Below are 17,944 nucleotides of genomic sequence, written 5' to 3' on the forward strand. Positions count from 1 at the left end.
GGCTTGGGAGGGCCGACATGCCGTGGCGCGAGGTGTCACTCATGGACCAGAGGAAAGAGTTCGTTCGATTGTTCCGGCAGGCGGACGTGAACCGGCGGGAGCTGTGCCGTCGCTTCGGGATCAGTCCGAGGACCGCGTACAAGTGGCTGGCTAGGGCGACCGCGGCAGAGGCCGTCGAGAAGGATTGGGCTCAGGACCAGTCGCGGCGGCCGCATGTCTCTCCGGCGCGAAGCGCGGAGGCGATCGAAGCGGCCGTCTTGGAGGTACGAGACGCGCATCCGACATGGGGCGCCCGCAAGATTCGCCGTCGCCTGGAGGATCGGCAGAAGAGCGTGCCTGCGGCCTCGACGGTCCACGCGATTCTAGCCCGGCATGAGCGCGTCCCGCCGCCTGCACAGCCGGCGCAATACATCCGCTTCGAACACCCGGCTCCTAACGACGTCTGGCAGATGGACTTCAAGGGACGCTTCCCTCTGGGCGACCGGCAGATGTGTCACCCGCTCACCATGGTTGACGACCATTCCCGTTATGCCTTGTGCCTGCAGGCCTGCACCAACGAGCAAAGTGAGACGGTCCAGCAGCATCTCGAACGGACGTTTCGCCGCTACGGCCTGCCCAATGCGTTCCTGGTCGATAACGGTGTGCCCTGGGGCACGTGCTCCGAAGTTCGATGGACCAAACTTCGTGTCTGGCTGCTCAAGCTGGGCGTCGACGTCATCTATGCCCGCCCCTATCATCCTCAGACCAAGGGAAAGAATGAGCGCTTCCACCGCACGCTGAAGACCGAAGTCCTGTCCATGACAACGTTCAGAACCACGCGCGACTTGCAGAAGGCATTCGACCGCTGGCGGCACGTCTACAATACCGAGCGGCCCCACCAATCATTGGACTACGACGTCCCGGCGAACCGGTATCGGCCAAGCTCCCGTTCATTGCCAAGCAAGCTGCCCGAGCCCGAGTACGAGGAAGGAGCAATCGTGCGCAGGGCCAGTCAGCTCAAGGCCAACTTACGCTTCGGCAAGCAGCGCTGGCGCGTTCCGGAGGCCTTCCGGGGCGAGCTTCTGGCCATCAGGCCACTCGCCACGGATGGTCAGTTCGGCGTCTACTTCGGAGCCCATCAAATCGCATCCATCGATCTTCGAGGTGATGCAAAATGAATGTGTTACCCATGTCTCCGAACGGTGTTACCCATGTCCCCGGTCCGCACATCAAGCCGGGCGATGACAGCGGTGGGGCTAGATCGTCACCTGCGTTCCGACCTCGACCACGCGGCCGCTGGGGATCTGGAAATAGTCGGTGGCGTCGTTGGCCGAGCGGCTTAGCGAGATGAACAGCCGGTCCTGCCAGCGCGGCATGCCGGAATGGGCAGCGGGCTTGAGCGCCCGGCGCGACAGGAAGAACGAGGTCGACATGATGTCGAACTGCCAGCCGAGCTTGCGGGCGATCGCCAGCGCCTTCGGCACGTTGGGCGATTCCATGAAGCCGAACTTGAGCGTCACCTTGGAGAAGGTCGGGCTGATCTGCTCCAGCCTGACGCGCTCGGCCGGATCGATGCGCGGGGTCTGCGCCGTCTCGATGGTGAGAATGACATTCTTCTCATGCAGCACTTTGTAGTGTTTCAGACTGTGCATGAGCGCGGTCGGCGCGCTGAGCGGATCGCTGGTCAGGAACACGGCGGTGCCGGGCACGCGCTGGGGCGGCCGCTTCTCCAGCATCGCCACGAGATCGGCGAGCGGGAATTCGAGCTTGCGCGACTTCTCGAACAGCAGCCGGCTGCCGCGCCGCCACGTGTACATCAGCAGGATCATGAGCGAGCCGAGCGCCAGCGGCACCCAGCCGCCCTCGAACACCTTGAGCAGGTTCGCGGTCAGGAAGGTCAGGTCGAGGAACAGGAAGGGGGCGATCAGCGCGCCGGCAGCGAGCGGCGACCACCTCCAGACCTTCCAGATCACGACGAAACCCATCATCGCCGTGACCACCATGGTCCCGGTGACGGCGATGCCGTAAGCGGACGCCAGCGCGCTGGACGAGCGGAACAAGAGCACCATCAGCATCACCGCGACCAGCAGCAGCTGGTTGATGCGCGGGATGAAGATCTGGCCGGAATGCGCCTCAGACGTATGGCGAATTTCAAATCGCGGAAGAAGCCCAAGCTGGATCGCCTGACGCGTCAGCGAATAGGCCCCGGTGATGACCGCCTGGCTCGCGATCACGGTGGCCAGAGTGGCAAGCACGACCATGCTGCCGCGGAGCCAGCCCTGCGGAAACAACTGGAAGAACGGGCTCACGATCGTCCCGGGGTCATCCAGGACGAGAGCCCCCTGCCCCAGATAGTTCAGCGCCAGCGACGGCAGCACGATGAACAGCCAGGCGGTCTGGATCGGCCGCTTGCCGAAATGGCCGAGGTCGGCATAGAGCGCCTCGGCACCGGTGACCGCCAGGAACACCGCACCCAGCGTGACGAAGCCGATGATGCCGTGGTGGAGCATGAAGGACACCGCGTAGAGCGGGTTCAGCGCGAACAGTATCTGCGGCTGTTGGATGATCGGACCAATCGCCGCGATCGCGATCACCGCGAACCAGACGCACATCACGGGACCGAAGAACGCCGCGACGCGGGCGGTGCCGCGCGATTGCACGGCGAACAGACCGAGCAGGATCACCACAGTGAGCGGAACGATGTAAGGCTCGAACGTCAGGGTGACGTCTTTCATGCCTTCGATGGCCGACAGCACCGAGACTGCCGGCGTGATCACGGCATCGCCGTAGAACAGGGCGCCGGAAATGATGCCGAGCATGACAATGGTCGCCCCACCCGTGCCGACCGCGCGCTGGGCCAGCGCCATCAGGGCAAGCGTGCCGCCCTCGCCATTGTTGTCGGCGCGGAGCAGGATCACGACATATTTGAGCGTCACCACGACGATGAGCGCCCACAGGATCAGCGAGACCACGCCGAGCACGGCGGCCGTCGTGGGCGCCCCTTCCGCGCCCGCGGCCACCGTCACCGCCTCGCGAAACGCGTAGAGCGGGCTGGTGCCGATGTCGCCATAGACGACGCCGATGCTGCCAAGCGTCAGCGCGCCGAAACCGGCGGTGGTGTGGGCCTCGCCATGCCCATTGGCCGCCGCCGTTTCCGGGGCGGGAACTGCTACGTCACTGGTCATGGGAGAGACTGGTGGCCTCTAAAAATGCTCACTGCACAATGGCGGAAGAGAGAGCGCGCGGCTTATAGTCCTGCGTTGCTGGCATAGCCTAGCCCGATTTTGGGCCCTTGGCATGCAAAAATCGCATATGTCCGACGATCGCGTTCAAATAGTGACCTGCGTGCCGACTTCAACCACCCGGCCGGTGGGAATCTGGAAATAGTCGGTAGCGTCGTTGGCCGACCGGCTCAGCGCAATGAAGAGGTGGTCCTGCCAGAGCGGCATGCCCGACTGCGCAGAGGCTTTCAGCGACCGGCGCGAGACGAAGAACGAGGTCGACATGATGTCGAACTGCCAGCCCTGCTTGCGCGCGATCGCGAGCGCGCGCGGGACGTTCGGCTGCTCCATGAAGCCGAAGCGCAACCGGACCTTGGAGAACTTGTCACTGACCTTCTCCATGCGGAACCGCTCCGCAAGTTCGACCCGCGGCGTATGCGCGGTCTCGATGGTGAGGATCACGTTATGCTCGTGCAGCACCTTGTTGTGCTTGAGGTTGTGCAGCAGCGCGGTTGGCACGAAGGCGGGATCGCTGGTCAGGAACACCGCGGTGCCCTTGACGATGTGCGGCGGCCGCTTCTCCAGGCTCCGGATCAGGTCGTCCAGCGGCACCTCGATGCGTCGGGTCTTCTGAAGCAGAATTCCCGTGCCCCGGCGCCAGGTCCAGATCGTCCCGGCCATGGCCGCGCCGAACAGCAGCGGCACCCAGGCGCCTTCGAGCAGCTTCAAGAGATTGGCGCTGAAGAAGGTCATGTCGACCACGACGAAGGGCAGGATCACTGCTGCGGCGGTCGCGGCGCGCCAGTTCCACAATTTCCAGATCACGATGAAGCCCATGATGCCGTCGGCGACCATGGTGGTGGAGACTGCGATGCCATAGGCCGAGGCAAGGCCGCTGGGGGTGCGGAACAACAGCACCAGCAGCATCACGCCGATCAGGAGCAGCCGGTTCACCCGCGGCAGATAGATCTGGCCAGCGTGGCTCTCGGAGGTGTACCGCACCTCGAAGCGCGGCAAGAGGCCGAGCTGCACCGCCTGATAGACCAGCGAATAGGCACCGGTGATCACCGCCTGGCTCGCGATCACGGTCGCCGCCGTCGCAAGTCCGACCAGCGGCAGCACCAGATGCTCGGGCACCATGCGATAGAACGAGTGCTCGATCGCGCTCGGATCGGACAGCACCAGCGCGCCCTGCCCGAAATAGTTGATCAGGAGCGAGGGCAGCACGAAGAACATCCAAGCCGACTGGATCGGCTTGCGGCCGAAATGGCCGAGATCGGCATAGAGCGCCTCACCGCCGGTCACCGCCAGGAAGACGGCGCCGAGCGTCACCAGGCCGATCGTGCCATGCGAGAGCAGGAATTGCAGCGCGTAATAGGGATTGATCGCAGCCAGCACCGACGGATCGTCGGCGATGTGAACGAGGCCCATCAGCGCGATGCAGCTGAACCACACCACCATGACCGGTCCGAACGCGGAGGCCACCAGTGCGGTACCCTTGCTCTGCACCGCGAACAGCACCACGAGGATGAAGACGGTGAGCGGAACGACATAGTGCTCGAAAGCAGGCGTCGCGAGCTTGAGACCTTCGACCGCCGACAGCACCGAGATCGCCGGCGTGATCATGGAATCGCCGATGAACATGGACGCGCCGACGACGCCAAGCGCGAGCAGGAACCAGCTTCGCCGCCCCAGCGCGCGCTGGCCGAGCGCCATCAGCGAGAGCGTGCCTCCCTCCCCGTTGTTGTCGGCGCGCAGCAGCAGCAGCACATATTTGGCGGTGACGACAATCAGCAGCGCCCACAGGATCAGCGAGAGCACGCCGAGCACGATGACCCGCGAGACCGGCTGGCCGTGAGCCGCACCGCTGACCGCCTCGTGGAATGCGTAGAGCGGTGAGGTGCCAATATCGCCGAAGACGACGCCGATGCTGCCGAGCGTGAGGGCCCAAAAACCCGAGGTGACCTGCCCTTCCTGGGCCTCGGTCGATGTGATGCTCGCCGTCATGAGGGTGGAAAACGCTTCTTCCCTGAAATTGATCCGGCGCCTTTTGACGCTTCCGGCGCGCCTGTCAATTGGCACAACATAGCAGGCACCGAGGCGGACGCTGTAAAGGTGTAGCCACGTTCATCGCCGGCGCGACGAGATGCCTCAGGTAAAATGGTAGCGCAAGGGATTTACGGCTTCAGATTCGGCGGCAGCGGCGGATCTTCGCGCATGAGGGTGATCGTCACGCGCCGGTTGGCGGCCAGCGACGGGTCGTCCGGAAACAACGGCTGGGTGTCCGCCTTGCCCGAGACCGCGAAGATGTGCGACGGCGGCAGGCCCTCGCGTTCGAGGATCTGGCGCACGGCGTTGGCACGATCGGCCGAAAGATCGAAGGCGCCGTAGTCGCTGCGCGTCGGCACGAATCCGGCAGCGGTGTGTCCGGCGATGGAGACGCGCAAGGGAGTCGATTTGAGCGGGATCGCGAGCTTCTCGATCAGACGGCGCGTGCGATCGTAGGGAACCTTCGAGCCGTCCGGAAACATCGAACGGCCGTCCTGGTCGACGATCTCGAGATTGAGGCCCTGCCTGGTCTCCTCGAACATGATGTGCTTGGACATCTCGGTCAGTTCCGGCATGTCCTGCAAGGCCTGGCGGAGCGAGGCCGCGGCAAGCGCGAAGTCACGATCGATCTTGGTCTTGGCACCCGAGGTTCGGTTGCGATCGTCCTGGTCCGGCGTCGGCGTGTTGGAGGCGTCTTCCGGCTGGATGTGGTCGACGTTCTTCAGCCGCGGGCGTGTCGGCAGACCGTCGGATTCGACGATGCCGGCATAGCGCGCCTCGCTCTGGATGCCGAAGGCGTCACGCATGGAGCCGGCGACGATCTTCAGCTTGTTGGCGTCCTGCGTCGAGAACGCGACGAGCATCACGAAGAAGCTCATCATCAGGCCCATCAGGTCGGCGAAGGTCACGAACCAGCCGTGACCGCCTCCATGTGCATCGCCGCGCTTCTTCTTGGCCATGTCTTACGGTCCCGGCGTGCGATCTTTAGGCCGGCAACGGCTCGCCCTCGGCGTGGCGATGTTTCTCCGGCAGGTAGGCCAGCAGCATTTCGCGCACGAGGGTCGGGCTCTTGGAGTCGCGGATCATCAGGATGCCGTCGATGATCAGCGTGCGGTTGGTCTCCTCGTCGAGCAGCTTGCCGTGCAGCTTGTCGGCGATCGGCAGACAGAACAGGTTGGCGACCAGCGCGCCGTAGAGCGTCGCCAGCAGCGCGGTCGCCATGAACGGGCCGAGCTTGGAGGGGTCGGTCATGTTGGCGAACATCTGCACCATGCCGATCAGGGTGCCGACCATGCCGAAGGCCGGGGCGCAGTCGCCGATGGCGCGGTAGATCTTGCTGCCCTCGTCGAGGTGCATGAGGAAGTTGTCGCGGTCGCGCTCGAGATTGTCGCGGATGAAGTCGAGGTCGTAGCCGTCGGCGACGTAGCGGATGCCCTTGGCGAGGAACGGCTCGTCGGTCTCGACCTTTTCAAGGCCGACCGGGCCCTGCTTGCGGGCGATCTCGGCGATGCGGGCGAGCTCGTCGACGAGATCGTGCGCCGACAGGCGGCTCATCGTGAAGGCGAACTTGGCGCCGAGCGGCAGGCCGTGGAGGAGCGCGCTGAGCGGAAACCGGATCATGGTGGCGGAGATCGAGCCACCGAAGATGATGATGATCGCATGCTCGGAGATGAACATGTGGAGGTCGCCACCCAGCAGCATCATCGTCGCGATGACGATCGTGCCTGCCACGAGCCCGGCGCCCGTCATGATATCCATGGGAGACTCCAACACGTACGCAACAACGGCCGTCCTGGCCGATGGCACGGCCCAACCCCGAACCGCATCAGAAACCCTAATTGGCCGCCATTAAAGACGCGTAAAGGTTAAGTTGAGCCAGTGCGGCGCGCGGGCGCGAGCGTGCTGAGCGGACGCCGGCTTCGCGGTCCGGCGAAACGAATCTCAACACTTTGCTAACCATAATCGGCCGGCCCGAGGGGCCGCTAGCTCCCGGCACTTAGCCAGGGTTTTCGAGGCTGAGCGTCTCGGATTGCTCATCAGACTGAGTGGTGAGGCGGCTCTTGTCTTCGCCGATGGTCAACTGCACTTCCGAATCGTCTGCTCTGGTCTTTAGGAAGGCGTGTGCGGGAAACGACGCCATGCAACCGAAACCAATTGCCAAATGAACCCATCTCGCGGCGGTCTGCGCCTCCTCGCCTCCATAATAGAGCACAAGCGCAGTTGCACTCAGAATGACGATTGTCGCAGTCACGAGGACGCCGGTGGCGATGTTTCGTCCACGGCGCCATCCTGACCGAACGTGAAGTGGCAGTAGCGAGCCGACCACCACCAATAGGGCGTAGGAGGAAATGCCATGCACGGTCAGCAGAATGCGTGCGCTGTCACTCCACTCCTCGCCCACAACGTCATGCAACAGCCACCAGAACAGACCCGAAATGCCCACTGTAGTGACAGTCGAAAAGACTGCGATCTTCTGCCAGAATCCAAGGCGCATGGTTCAGGCCGCCCTACCGGTTACGCCATCCGCAGAGGTCACAAATGCCGTAACGCCCAACTTCGCAAAATAACTGGCCCTTGGATCCGCGACCTGCACCAGAACCTTCGTCATACCGTCAGCGATTAGACAAGTCGGTGCAACCACAGAGTAGGCGGCATGCGGGTCATGATTCTGACCTTGAACCTGTGCCGGGATTTGATGTGTCGGTATCGATCCCTGCGCGTTGCCCTTACGGAGGGTTGCCGCGGCGGCCGAGGTTGCGATCGCAGCGTTGCGCAAGAGACCGGCCTGGACGATGTGCCGCTCGTCGCCAGGACGACGAATATAGACGGGCTGCGGCGTTTCGCCGATCACCCGCATGTCGCCACCGGCATTGACCAACGCCTCGCGCACGCCATGCGCGCGCAACACAGCAATGGCGCGATCGACCGCGAAACCCTTGGCGATGCCGCCCAGGTCGATGGCGATCCTGGCCGATAATTTGATTGCCCTGTCGGAGACGAATTCAACCGCCGAGAATGTCCCCCGCTCGATATGGTCGAGATCCTGCGACGGCAACAACCCGCGCTGCATCGCCTCATAGCCGACAGCGCAGTCGAACAAGCCGTCGGTCGCCTCGTACAGGCTACGCGCCTTGCGCAGCACCTTCACGGTCCAGGGATCGACGACCACCGGCACGGATACGGCTTGACGATTGAGACGTCCTACGTCGCTCCGCGGATCGTGAAAGCTCATCAGTCTGTGGACGCGCTCGATCGCCTCGAATGCGTGCGCGAGAGCCCGTTCCAGCACCGGGTCGGCAAGACCATTGGCCTCGACCTCGACGAAAGTCCCCAGCAGCGGGCGCGCGCGCCTCATCCGTTACCCCTTCAGGCCTTGCAGGACCCGCTTCACGCCGTCAGTGATGTGCTTCGACGACAGGGTTGCACCGCTGATGTTCTTGATGTCGGCACCGAGCTCCAGCGGCGAGCTCGCGCTCTTGCCGACGAACTGCGCGCGCCACGACGCGTCGCGCACCTCGTAACCATAGGACTCCCGGTAGTCCATGATCTCGATCTGCTTGACCGTGCCGTTCGGATTAACGCCGATCGCGACGGTGATGTATTCGTGCTTGCCCACCACGCGCTCGACAACGAAATAGCCGCCATTGGACGTTCGCCAGATGTTCGGCTTGCCCGTGCTCGTGAACGAGGCGCCGGGGAAGATCGCCCGCTGCGCCTGCTCGACGCTGAAATAGGTCGTGGCATAGGCCGAGGTGCTGATCGCGGCAACCGGGAGCCACACCCAATGACTTGCTTTCATCACATCACCTCAGAACGTGTAGCCGGCCTTGAACCGGAAGCGGAAGCGCTCGAAGTCGTTGTCGAGCACAAGATGATTCACCAGTGCGCCGGGTATCGTATCGGTATGGACGGTCGCCCAGGGCATTTGCCAGAGCGCGGTCGCCGTGAAGAAGAAGCGTTCGCCGCCGAAATGGATAGTGGGGCCGAGATAGTAGCCGCTGTTCGAGAGATGACTGAAATCGAAGCTGTTGTACTCACGCTCGTTCAGAAACTCGAAGCCGGCAGACCAATTCTCGATGAATCGGTAGGAGACGCCGAGCCCGACATTGACGTCGGTCTCCTCCTGCCAATTGAAGACGGCCGGATTGTCGTCGCTGGGGACGTTCCGGTATTCCGGCGCATAGGTGAAGTTCACCGCAACAGTCAGCAGGTCGTCGAGGAAGTTCTTCTGCACGATGACCTTGTTTTCCAGCTCGAAGAAGTTCTTGCCGATGGTCGGCTCGGTGTAGAGCGCAAGGCCGATGCCGTCCGTGTAGGGACTGAGGATGCGGTAGATCAGTTCGCCCGACACGCCGGTGAAGCGCTTGGCGTTGAAGAAATCATCCGCGCCCGCGGCGTAGTCCGCAAACTGCTCGGGCGGAGTCGTCGCATTGAAGGGACCATTGTGATAGGCCTGCGTCCAGGCGTAGTTGAGATAGACCGCGCCCTGCAGATTGCTGGCGAGGCCGTACTCGTACTCGGTCCGCCCCTCGATCTGATCGTAGGTTCCGCCGTTCTTCTGATGCCGCCACGTCATCCATTGCTCGACCTCGGACTTGCCCTGCGGCAACAGGTCGGTCGTGTAGACGAAAGCGAAAATTGATTCTTCGGCCGAGGCCGCGGTGGCGGCCGTCGCGAGCATCGCCGCCAATGCGATGGCGCGCGCGGCGCAGCCCGCGTATGCGGGCATTCTTGCTTCCGCTTTGAACCCGACGCCCCGCTGTCCGCTGCATGACGGCGCCACGCGCCAAGACGCAAACAGGTGAATCCTTCCAACCATCGCCAATCCCTTTGGGTTCGAGCCAAGACCACTTTCGAGATCTGTTCTGTGGCTGGCTTCCTCCGCTGTCGCAGAGGTGGCTGGCTGAAAACGTGACCTGTTGTTTTGATTTCCGTTACGCGCGGGAATTCCCGACCCCGCCCGCTATTTCGTTAGAATAAGCTTGCCGGCAGCCGTGAGCTGCAGCCGATAGACCTCCTCTTCATGCTGGATGACCAGCAGCCTTTCTCCTCCCAGGAGCTCGCGGCTGGTCACAGTGCGCGGTGACCGCGCAGCGGTCTGAGCAGCATCCGCGTCGCGATCGTCACCCGAGTTGTTCGCCATCGAAGTCCAGCACGTGCCCCTCAGCCAGCCGACATCGCTCTCCGCCAACGCCAAACGTCGGCGGACTCGCCTGTCTGAATCCAGGATTTTCAGCCGTACAAATTCTCGCCCGTGAGCCGCTTGCTCGGCTCAGTGACGGCAATAAACTGCACAGCGTTGTTGAGACAATATGCCTCAGCTAGAATCGATCTAACATTCGACATGGGAGGATCGAATATTGCCGAATGTTTCCGGCCAGCTTCGCCAACGGGATCAACTGGATAAGGCTGCCAAACGACAGCGACACACGGTTGTCTCTATGTGCAACCTGACCGATTTAGAAAAAATCTAAACGAAAAGCGCATCGCTTAAGGCGCGGCACCTGCAGGGCATCGTCGCATCCTGCCTCTCACCTCTCCCGGAGGGAGAGGTCGAATAGCGAAGCAATTCGGGTGAGGGGTCGAGGTATCCACGCGAGACCGAAACCCCTCACCCGCGCCTGCGGCGCCACCTCTCCCTCCGGGAGAGGTGGATACCGCCCTCGCGGAAATGTCGTCTTGATCTCCTAGTGGATCTCCGCCGAACGCTTCAGTGCGGCCTTCAGCTTCTCCAGCGAGAAGTCGGGGCTGCGGGCGATCTCCAGGATCGGCGTCTCGCGGCGGCCGCAGAGCTCGGCGGCCTCCGGCAGCTTTGCGGCGACGTCGAGCGGGATCACGATGGCGCCGTGCTGGTCGGCGTGGATCAGGTCGTCGGACTTCACGGTCATGCCGGCGACACGCACCTCGCCGCCAAAGCTCTCCGCATGCACCCAGGCATGCGACGGGCCGATCGAGCCGGCCAGCGCCTGGAAGCCCGGTGCCCATTGCGGGATGTCGCGGATCGAGCCGTCGGTGACGACGCCGAGGCAGCCGAGCGCCTTGTGCACGTTGCTCTGCACCTCGCCCCAGAACGCGCCGTAGCCGACGTCGGGACCGTCAATGTCCTGGATCACCGAGATGCGCGGACCGTGGCCGGTGCCGACATACTCGTAATATTCGATACGACGCTTGGCCTGCTCTTCCGCCGGGAGGGAGGATTTCAGGACGGAGCGGATCGCAACAGTGCGGGCATAGCCGACGATCGGCGGCAGGTCGGGAAACGGGCAAACCAACTGCTTCGTGGTGTAGCCGATCAGCCGGCGCTCCGGCGCCACGATCTCCATGGCGTTGCAGATCGTCGGGGTGTCATAGCGGCCCAGCGCTTCGAGGACGGAAGCGGGCAGCGGCCCGGTCGCGGAATTCGTCACGGCGTTCTCTCCCAGATTGGCGGCCGCTGTTGGCGCGATGCCGCCGGCACAATGCGATATAGCCGAGATCGGGCTGCAACCCAACTCGCTGGCCTTCATGGCAGATATCTGCGGGTAACCTCTCAGTGCAGCCGTTCGGGCCTATCGTCGTGCGCCTGCTCCGGCACGTTTGCCGTGAGCGCCGACGGCGATTGCGGCTGCGCGACCTCGCCGGACGCTGGCGCCGCGGCCGCCGCGGCGCGGGCCTGATCGCGGTACGATTTGTAGCCGAGCGGCAGGCTCAAGAGATACAGCGCCGTGCCGGCCGAGAGCACGTGCCAGGGATAGCTGATCAGCAGCGCGATGAAGAAGATCACCGCAACGAACGCCGGCAGAACCAGCTCCGGCGGCACGCGCATGCGCATGGTCTTGCCGGAGAACACCGGCAGGCGCGACACCATCAGGAAGGCGATCAGCAGCGTATAGGCGGCCGTCACCGCCGCGGGCCAGCGCCCGAGCTCCAGGAACGCCACATAGATCGGCAGCAGCACAGTGATTGCGCCGGCAGGCGCCGGCACGCCGGTGAAGAAATTGGCGGCGAAGGCCGGCTTGTTGGGATCGTCGATCGTGGCATTGAAACGCGCGAGGCGCAGGCACATGGAGATCGCGAACACCATGGCGGCGATCCAGCCGGCATTGCCGAGCTCGTGCAACTGCCAGAAATACAGCATCAGGCCGGGCGCCACGCCGAAATTGACGAAGTCGGCGAGACTGTCGAGCTCGGCGCCGAATTTCGACTGGCCCTTGATCAGGCGCGCGATGCGGCCATCGATGCCGTCGAGCGCCGCCGCGAACACGATCGCATAGACGGCAAGCGACATCCGCCCCTCGATCGACAGGCGGATCGCCGTCAGACCGGCGCAGATCGCCAGCAGCGTGATGACGTTGGGCACCAGCATCCGCACCGGGATCGGGCGGAACCGCCGGCGGCGCGCATCCGGATATTTGAAGTCATAGGGCGTCATGGCTCGTCCTCACCTTAAGGCGAGATATAGCAAGCCGCCTCCCCCTACGCCATTGCGGCGGAACGCCCTTTCGCCGATGTAATGGTTAACTGGCGCGGTAGGCGCGGCTCGGGTCGTCAGCGGCGAGATCGGCCAGGATCGTTTCGCCGGCGATCGCGGTCTGGCCCTCCGAGACCAGCGCCTTGGTGCCAACGGGCAGATAGACGTCGAGCCGCGAGCCGAAACGGATCAGGCCGAAGCGCTCGCCGGCCCCGATCGCCTGCCCTTCCTTGACGAAGCAGACGATGCGCTTGGCGACGAGGCCTGCGATCTGGATCACGCCGATCCGTGCCGTGGGCGTCGAGATCACCAGCGAATTACGCTCATTGTCCTCGCTCGCCTTGTCGAGCTCCGCATTGATGAACAGGCCGGGCCGGTAGGCGATGCGGTCCACCCGGCCCGCCATCGGGCTGCGGTTCACGTGGCAGTTGAACACGCTCATGAAGATCGAGACCCGCGGCAACGGGCGGTCGCCGAGCCCGAGCTCGGCCGGCGGCAGCGCCATGGTGATCATCGACACCCGCCCGTCGGCCGGGGACACCACGAGCCCCTCACGCACCGGCGTCACGCGCACGGGGTCGCGGAAGAACAGCGCGCACCACACCGTGAGGATTGTGCCGATCCATCCGAGCGGCGACCACAGCCAGAACAGGACGAGGCTTGCCAGCGCAAAGCCGCCGATGAAGGGGTAGCCTTCCTTGTGGATCGGCGGGATCTGACGCTGGATCGAATCGAGAATGGACATCGCTATCTGCCGCTGAGGGGTTGATGGCGCGTACGTCGCCGCGCGCGCCGGACTTGTTTAGGCCAGAGTTGGGACCAGAGACAAGGTCACTCCGCGGCCGCAGGCGTCGTCAGGATGTCCTCGACCGGCGGCGGCTCCCGGTTGGGCGCCTCGCTGCTCTCGCCCATCCTCGCGAGTTTCTCGCGCGCCGCCTCGGCCTCGCGCTGCCTGTTCCACATGCCGGCGTAGAGGCCGCCCAGCGCGAGCAGGTTCGCGTGGGTGCCGCGCTCGGCGATCCGGCCCTGGTCCAGCACGATGATCTCGTCGGCGCCGACGATGGTGGAGAGCCGGTGCGCGATCACGAGCGAGGTACGGTTCTTGGCGACGCGATCGAGCGCGCCTTGGATCTCGTGCTCGGTATGGGTGTCGAGCGCCGAGGTCGCCTCGTCCAGCACCAGGATCGGCGGCGCCTTCAACACGGTGCGCGCGATCGCCACGCGCTGCTTCTCGCCGCCGGACAGTTTTAGGCCGCGCTCGCCGACCTGGGTCTCGTAGCCCTTTGGCGCCATGCGGATGAAATGATCGATCTGCGCGAGCCGCGCCGCCTGCTCGACCTCGGCATCACTGGCGTCCCAGCGACCATAGCGGATGTTGTAGCGGATGGTGTCGTTGAACAGCACGGTGTCCTGCGGCACCATGCCGATCGAGGCGCGCAGCGAGCCCTGCGTGACGTCGCGAATGTCCTGGCCGTCGATGAGGATCTTTCCGCCGGAGACGTCGTAGAGGCGGAACAGGAGGCGCGAGATGGTCGACTTGCCGGCGCCGGACGGGCCGACGATCGCGACCGTCTTGCCGGCCGGCACCTCGAAGCTGATGCCCTTCAGGATCGGCCGCGCCGCCTCATAGGCGAAACGCACGTCCTCGAAACGCACGGTGCCTGAAGAGACCACCAGCGGCCTCGCGTCCGGCGCGTCCTTGATCTCGGCCTCGCGTCCCAACACGCCAAACATCTTCTCGATGTCGATGATCGCCTGCTTGATCTCGCGATAGACCATGCCCATGAAATTCAGGGGCTGGTAGAGCTGGATCATCATCGCGTTGACCAGCACGAAATCGCCGACCGTGTTGTGCCCGTTGCGCACGCCGATGGCGCACATCAGCATGGTCGCGGTGAGCCCCAGCGTGAAGATGATGGCCTGGCCGGTGTTGAGAACGGCGAGCGAGGTATAGGTGTGGATGCTCGCCTCCTCGTAGCGCGCGACCGAGCGGTCGTAGCGCTGCGCCTCGCGCGTCTCGGCACCGAAATATTTCACTGTCTCGTAGTTGAGCAGCGAGTCGATCGCCTTGGTGTTCGCCTCGGTGTCGGAATCGTTCATCTTGCGGCGGATGCCGATCCGCCACTCGGTCGCGATGTAGGTGTAGTACATGTAGACCGCGACGGTGATCAAGGTTGCGGCCACGTAGCGCCAGTCAAATTGCCAGAACAGCACGGCCATCAGCAGCGAGACCTCGACGATGGTCGGGATCAGCTGCAGGATCACCATGCGCACGATGACCTCGATGCCCTCGCGGCCGCGCTCGAGCACGCGCGTCAAGCCGCCGGTCTTGCGCTCGAGGTGAAAACGCAGCGACAATTCGTGCATGTGGACGAAGGTGATGGTGGCGAGCTTGCGCACCGCATGCATGGCGACGCGCGCGAAGATGCCATCGCGCCACTGCGTCAGCACCGCCATCAGGATGCGCATCACGCCGTAGCTCGCCGTCAGCAGCAGCGGCGAGGCGATCACCCAGAGGTGCCAGTTGTCAGGCTGTACCGGTGCCGTGTTGGCGCCGGTCAGTGCATCGGTTGCCCATTTGAAGCTGAACGGCACCGCCAGCGTGATCAGCTTGGCCACGAGCAGCAGCACCATCGACCAGACCACCCGCATCTTCAGGTCGAAACGGTCGCTCGGCCAGATATAAGGCCACAGATGTGCGAGCGTCCCCATCAGGGTGGCCCGCTCCGGCGTTTGGGCGGCCGGATCGGGCGCTTCGGCGCCGTGGGGCGAATGAGGGTGATCCATCGAGAAGCCTGGAGGCCCGCCGGATGCGCGCCCGTTGAGATTTGCGATTTTCGCTCGTCATATAGAGGTTTCCGGGCGCCCGCGCATCCCGCTAGGAACTGATTCTTTCATTGTTTGTCGTCATTTACCGGTAGATTTTCGGGGGTAGCGAATCACCGATTGGACTTGACGCCCTTTCGCTGCAATGCATCATGGCACCAATGAGCACGATTAAAACTGTCTGTGTCTATTGCGGCTCCGGCCCTGGAACCAATCCCCGCTTCATCGAAGGCGCCAAGGCGTTCGGCAGGGCCCTCGCCGAGAACAGCGTCCGCCTCGTCTATGGCGGCGGTTCGCTCGGCCTCATGGGCGCGGTCGCGACCTCCGTGCTCGATCACGGCGGCACTGTCACCGGCATCATCCCTGACTTCCTGCGGATGCGCGAGAACGCGCTGACGCGCGTGCAGGAGATGATCGTCACTCCCGACATGCACGAGCGCAAGCGGCTGATGTTCGAACGCTCCGACGCCTTTGTGGCACTGCCGGGCGGCGTCGGCACGCTGGAAGAGCTCGTCGAGCAGTTGACCTGGAAGCAGCTCGGCCGTCACGCAAAACCCGTGCTGCTCGCCAATATCGACGACTTCTGGGAGCCGCTGTTCTCACTGCTGTCGCACATGCGTCAGACGCAGTTCATCCGCGACGGCCTCAAGGTCGACATCCTCAAGGCCGACCGCGTCGAGGAGATTTTGCCGAAGCTGAAGGCGGCCGCTGCGCAGGTCGCCGAGGCCGAGAAGAATCTCGCGCCGGAAGTGGCGCGCAGGCTCTAGCGACCCTACTCCGTCGGAAACGTCACCGCCTCGATCCGGTTGCCGTCGGGATCGACGACGAACGCCGCGTAGTAGCGCACCCGGTCGTGCGGGCGGATGCCCGGCGCGCCGTCGGATGCGCCGCCCGCCGCAAGTGCCGCCGCATGAAAGGCATCGACCTCAGCCGTTGCCTTCGCGCGGAGGCAGATGTGCACGCCGCTCTCCAGCGGAACGCGCGGCATGCCCTCGCGCAGGTTGATCCAGAATTCCGGGTAGGACTTGCCGAAGCCGACGGTCCCGGGCCGCGTGACGAGACGCGCGAGCCCGAGGGCCGCGAGCGTCGCTTCGTAGAATTTTGCCGAGCGTTCGAGATCGCTGACGCCGACGGAGATGTGGTCGATCATGCTGTATCCCCATCCATCGTTGCCGGCCTCACCTCACCCCAACTGTCATCGCCCGGCTTGATGTGCGGACCGGGGACATGGGTAACACCGTTCGGAGACATGGGTAACACATTCATTTTGCATCACCTCGAAGATCGATGGATGCGATTTGATGGGCTCCGAAGTAGACGCCGAACTGACCATCCGTGGCGAGTGGCCTGATGGCCAGAAGCTCGCCCCGGAAGGCCTCCGGAACGCGCCAGCGCTGCTTGCCGAAGCGTAAGTTGGCCTTGAGCTGACTGGCCCTGCGCACGATTGCTCCTTCCTCGTACTCGGGCTCGGGCAGCTTGCTTGGCAATGAACGGGAGCTTGGCCGATACCGGTTCGCCGGGACGTCGTAGTCCAATGATTGGTGGGGCCGCTCGGTATTGTAGACGTGCCGCCAGCGGTCGAATGCCTTCTGCAAGTCGCGCGTGGTTCTGAACGTTGTCATGGACAGGACTTCGGTCTTCAGCGTGCGGTGGAAGCGCTCATTCTTTCCCTTGGTCTGAGGATGATAGGGGCGGGCATAGATGACGTCGACGCCCAGCTTGAGCAGCCAGACACGAAGTTTGGTCCATCGAACTTCGGAGCACGTGCCCCAGGGCACACCGTTATCGACCAGGAACGCATTGGGCAGGCCGTAGCGGCGAAACGTCCGTTCGAGATGCTGCTGGACCGTCTCACTTTGCTCGTTGGTGCAGGCCTGCAGGCACAAGGCATAACGGGAATGGTCGTCAACCATGGTGAGCGGGTGACACATCTGCCGGTCGCCCAGAGGGAAGCGTCCCTTGAAGTCCATCTGCCAGACGTCGTTAGGAGCCGGGTGTTCGAAGCGGATGTATTGCGCCGGCTGTGCAGGCGGCGGGACGCGCTCATGCCGGGCTAGAATCGCGTGGACCGTCGAGGCCGCAGGCACGCTCTTCTGCCGATCCTCCAGGCGACGGCGAATCTTGCGGGCGCCCCATGTCGGATGCGCGTCTCGTACCTCCAAGACGGCCGCTTCGATCGCCTCCGCGCTTCGCGCCGGAGAGACATGCGGCCGCCGCGACTGGTCCTGAGCCCAATCCTTCTCGACGGCCTCTGCCGCGGTCGCCCTAGCCAGCCACTTGTACGCGGTCCTCGGACTGATCCCGAAGCGACGGCACAGCTCCCGCCGGTTCACGTCCGCCTGCCGGAACAATCGAACGAACTCTTTCCTCTGGTCCATGAGTGACACCTCGCGCCACGGCATGTCGGCCCTCCCAAGCC

16 protein-coding genes and 1 pseudogene are annotated in these 17,944 nt (G+C 63.8%); 2 read left to right on the top strand and 15 right to left on the bottom strand.

Annotated features, from left to right (window positions below):
• The first annotated feature begins 17 nt into the window (after nucleotides 1-17).
• Nucleotides 18-1,157, top strand: coding sequence for an IS481 family transposase (locus tag AYJ54_RS02610; RefSeq protein WP_063696331.1), 1,140 nt, complete (start codon nucleotides 18-20; stop codon nucleotides 1,155-1,157).
• 78 nt (nucleotides 1,158-1,235) lie between these two features.
• Here AYJ54_RS02610 and AYJ54_RS02615 read toward each other — a convergent pair whose 3' ends face one another.
• The 13 genes and pseudogenes from AYJ54_RS02615 to AYJ54_RS02675 form a co-directional block, all read right to left on the bottom strand.
• Complete coding sequence (locus AYJ54_RS02615) at nucleotides 1,236-3,164, bottom strand: potassium transporter Kup (RefSeq protein WP_063696318.1); 1,929 nt, start codon at nucleotides 3,162-3,164, stop codon at nucleotides 1,236-1,238.
• Between the two features lie 144 nt (nucleotides 3,165-3,308).
• Entirely contained in the window at nucleotides 3,309-5,207 is a 1,899-nt protein-coding gene (locus AYJ54_RS02620; protein WP_063696319.1) for a potassium transporter Kup, read from the bottom strand.
• Nucleotides 5,208-5,377: 170 nt separating this feature from the next.
• Nucleotides 5,378-6,208, bottom strand: coding sequence for an OmpA/MotB family protein (locus tag AYJ54_RS02625; protein WP_063696320.1), 831 nt, complete (start codon nucleotides 6,206-6,208; stop codon nucleotides 5,378-5,380).
• A 25-nt stretch (nucleotides 6,209-6,233) separates the two neighbouring features.
• Nucleotides 6,234-7,007 carry a motility protein A gene (locus AYJ54_RS02630; RefSeq protein WP_063696321.1) on the bottom strand — a complete coding sequence of 258 codons (774 nt, stop codon included), beginning with the start codon at nucleotides 7,005-7,007 and terminating at the stop codon, nucleotides 6,234-6,236.
• A gap of 238 nt (nucleotides 7,008-7,245) precedes the next feature.
• On the bottom strand, nucleotides 7,246-7,743 hold the full coding sequence (locus AYJ54_RS02635; RefSeq protein ID WP_063696322.1) for a hypothetical protein: 498 nt from the start codon (nucleotides 7,741-7,743) through the stop codon (nucleotides 7,246-7,248).
• Nucleotides 7,744-7,746: 3 nt separating this feature from the next.
• The gene (locus AYJ54_RS02640) at nucleotides 7,747-8,604 is read right to left on the bottom strand and encodes an FAD:protein FMN transferase (protein WP_063696323.1); all 858 of its coding nucleotides are present in this window, start codon (nucleotides 8,602-8,604) and stop codon (nucleotides 7,747-7,749) included.
• Nucleotides 8,605-8,607: 3 nt separating this feature from the next.
• Complete coding sequence (locus AYJ54_RS02645) at nucleotides 8,608-9,048, bottom strand: FMN-binding protein (RefSeq protein WP_063696324.1); 441 nt, start codon at nucleotides 9,046-9,048, stop codon at nucleotides 8,608-8,610.
• A 9-nt stretch (nucleotides 9,049-9,057) separates the two neighbouring features.
• Entirely contained in the window at nucleotides 9,058-9,978 is a 921-nt protein-coding gene (locus tag AYJ54_RS02650; protein ID WP_063696325.1) for a DUF6662 family protein, read from the bottom strand.
• A gap of 234 nt (nucleotides 9,979-10,212) precedes the next feature.
• Nucleotides 10,213-10,392: a hemin uptake protein HemP gene (gene hemP / locus AYJ54_RS53375; RefSeq protein WP_063696332.1), complete on the bottom strand. Its 180-nt coding sequence runs from the start codon at nucleotides 10,390-10,392 to the stop codon at nucleotides 10,213-10,215.
• 544 nt (nucleotides 10,393-10,936) lie between these two features.
• Complete coding sequence (locus AYJ54_RS02660) at nucleotides 10,937-11,656, bottom strand: RraA family protein (RefSeq protein ID WP_063696333.1); 720 nt, start codon at nucleotides 11,654-11,656, stop codon at nucleotides 10,937-10,939.
• A 122-nt stretch (nucleotides 11,657-11,778) separates the two neighbouring features.
• The gene (locus AYJ54_RS02665) at nucleotides 11,779-12,660 is read right to left on the bottom strand and encodes a CDP-alcohol phosphatidyltransferase family protein (RefSeq protein WP_063696326.1); all 882 of its coding nucleotides are present in this window, start codon (nucleotides 12,658-12,660) and stop codon (nucleotides 11,779-11,781) included.
• A gap of 85 nt (nucleotides 12,661-12,745) precedes the next feature.
• Nucleotides 12,746-13,456: pseudogene (locus tag AYJ54_RS02670) on the bottom strand (phosphatidylserine decarboxylase); the annotation flags it as partial.
• 74 nt (nucleotides 13,457-13,530) lie between these two features.
• The gene (locus AYJ54_RS02675; protein WP_063696328.1) at nucleotides 13,531-15,486 is read right to left on the bottom strand and encodes an ABCB family ABC transporter ATP-binding protein/permease; all 1,956 of its coding nucleotides are present in this window, start codon (nucleotides 15,484-15,486) and stop codon (nucleotides 13,531-13,533) included.
• A gap of 200 nt (nucleotides 15,487-15,686) precedes the next feature.
• Here AYJ54_RS02675 and AYJ54_RS02680 point away from each other — a divergent pair, with 200 nt between their 5' ends.
• Nucleotides 15,687-16,292 (top strand): LOG family protein, encoded by a 606-nt coding sequence (locus AYJ54_RS02680; RefSeq protein ID WP_063696329.1) that lies wholly within the window; start codon nucleotides 15,687-15,689, stop codon nucleotides 16,290-16,292.
• 5 nt (nucleotides 16,293-16,297) lie between these two features.
• Here the strand turns inward: AYJ54_RS02680 and AYJ54_RS02685 are convergent, their stop codons facing one another.
• Nucleotides 16,298-16,675 (bottom strand): VOC family protein, encoded by a 378-nt coding sequence (locus AYJ54_RS02685; RefSeq protein WP_063696330.1) that lies wholly within the window; start codon nucleotides 16,673-16,675, stop codon nucleotides 16,298-16,300.
• A 112-nt stretch (nucleotides 16,676-16,787) separates the two neighbouring features.
• The gene (locus AYJ54_RS02690) at nucleotides 16,788-17,927 is read right to left on the bottom strand and encodes an IS481 family transposase (RefSeq protein WP_063696331.1); all 1,140 of its coding nucleotides are present in this window, start codon (nucleotides 17,925-17,927) and stop codon (nucleotides 16,788-16,790) included.
• Nucleotides 17,928-17,944 lie beyond the last annotated feature (17 nt).

The sequence above is a fragment of the Bradyrhizobium centrolobii genome (assembly GCF_001641635.1).
In the GTDB taxonomy this organism is placed as follows: domain Bacteria; phylum Pseudomonadota; class Alphaproteobacteria; order Rhizobiales; family Xanthobacteraceae; genus Bradyrhizobium; species Bradyrhizobium centrolobii.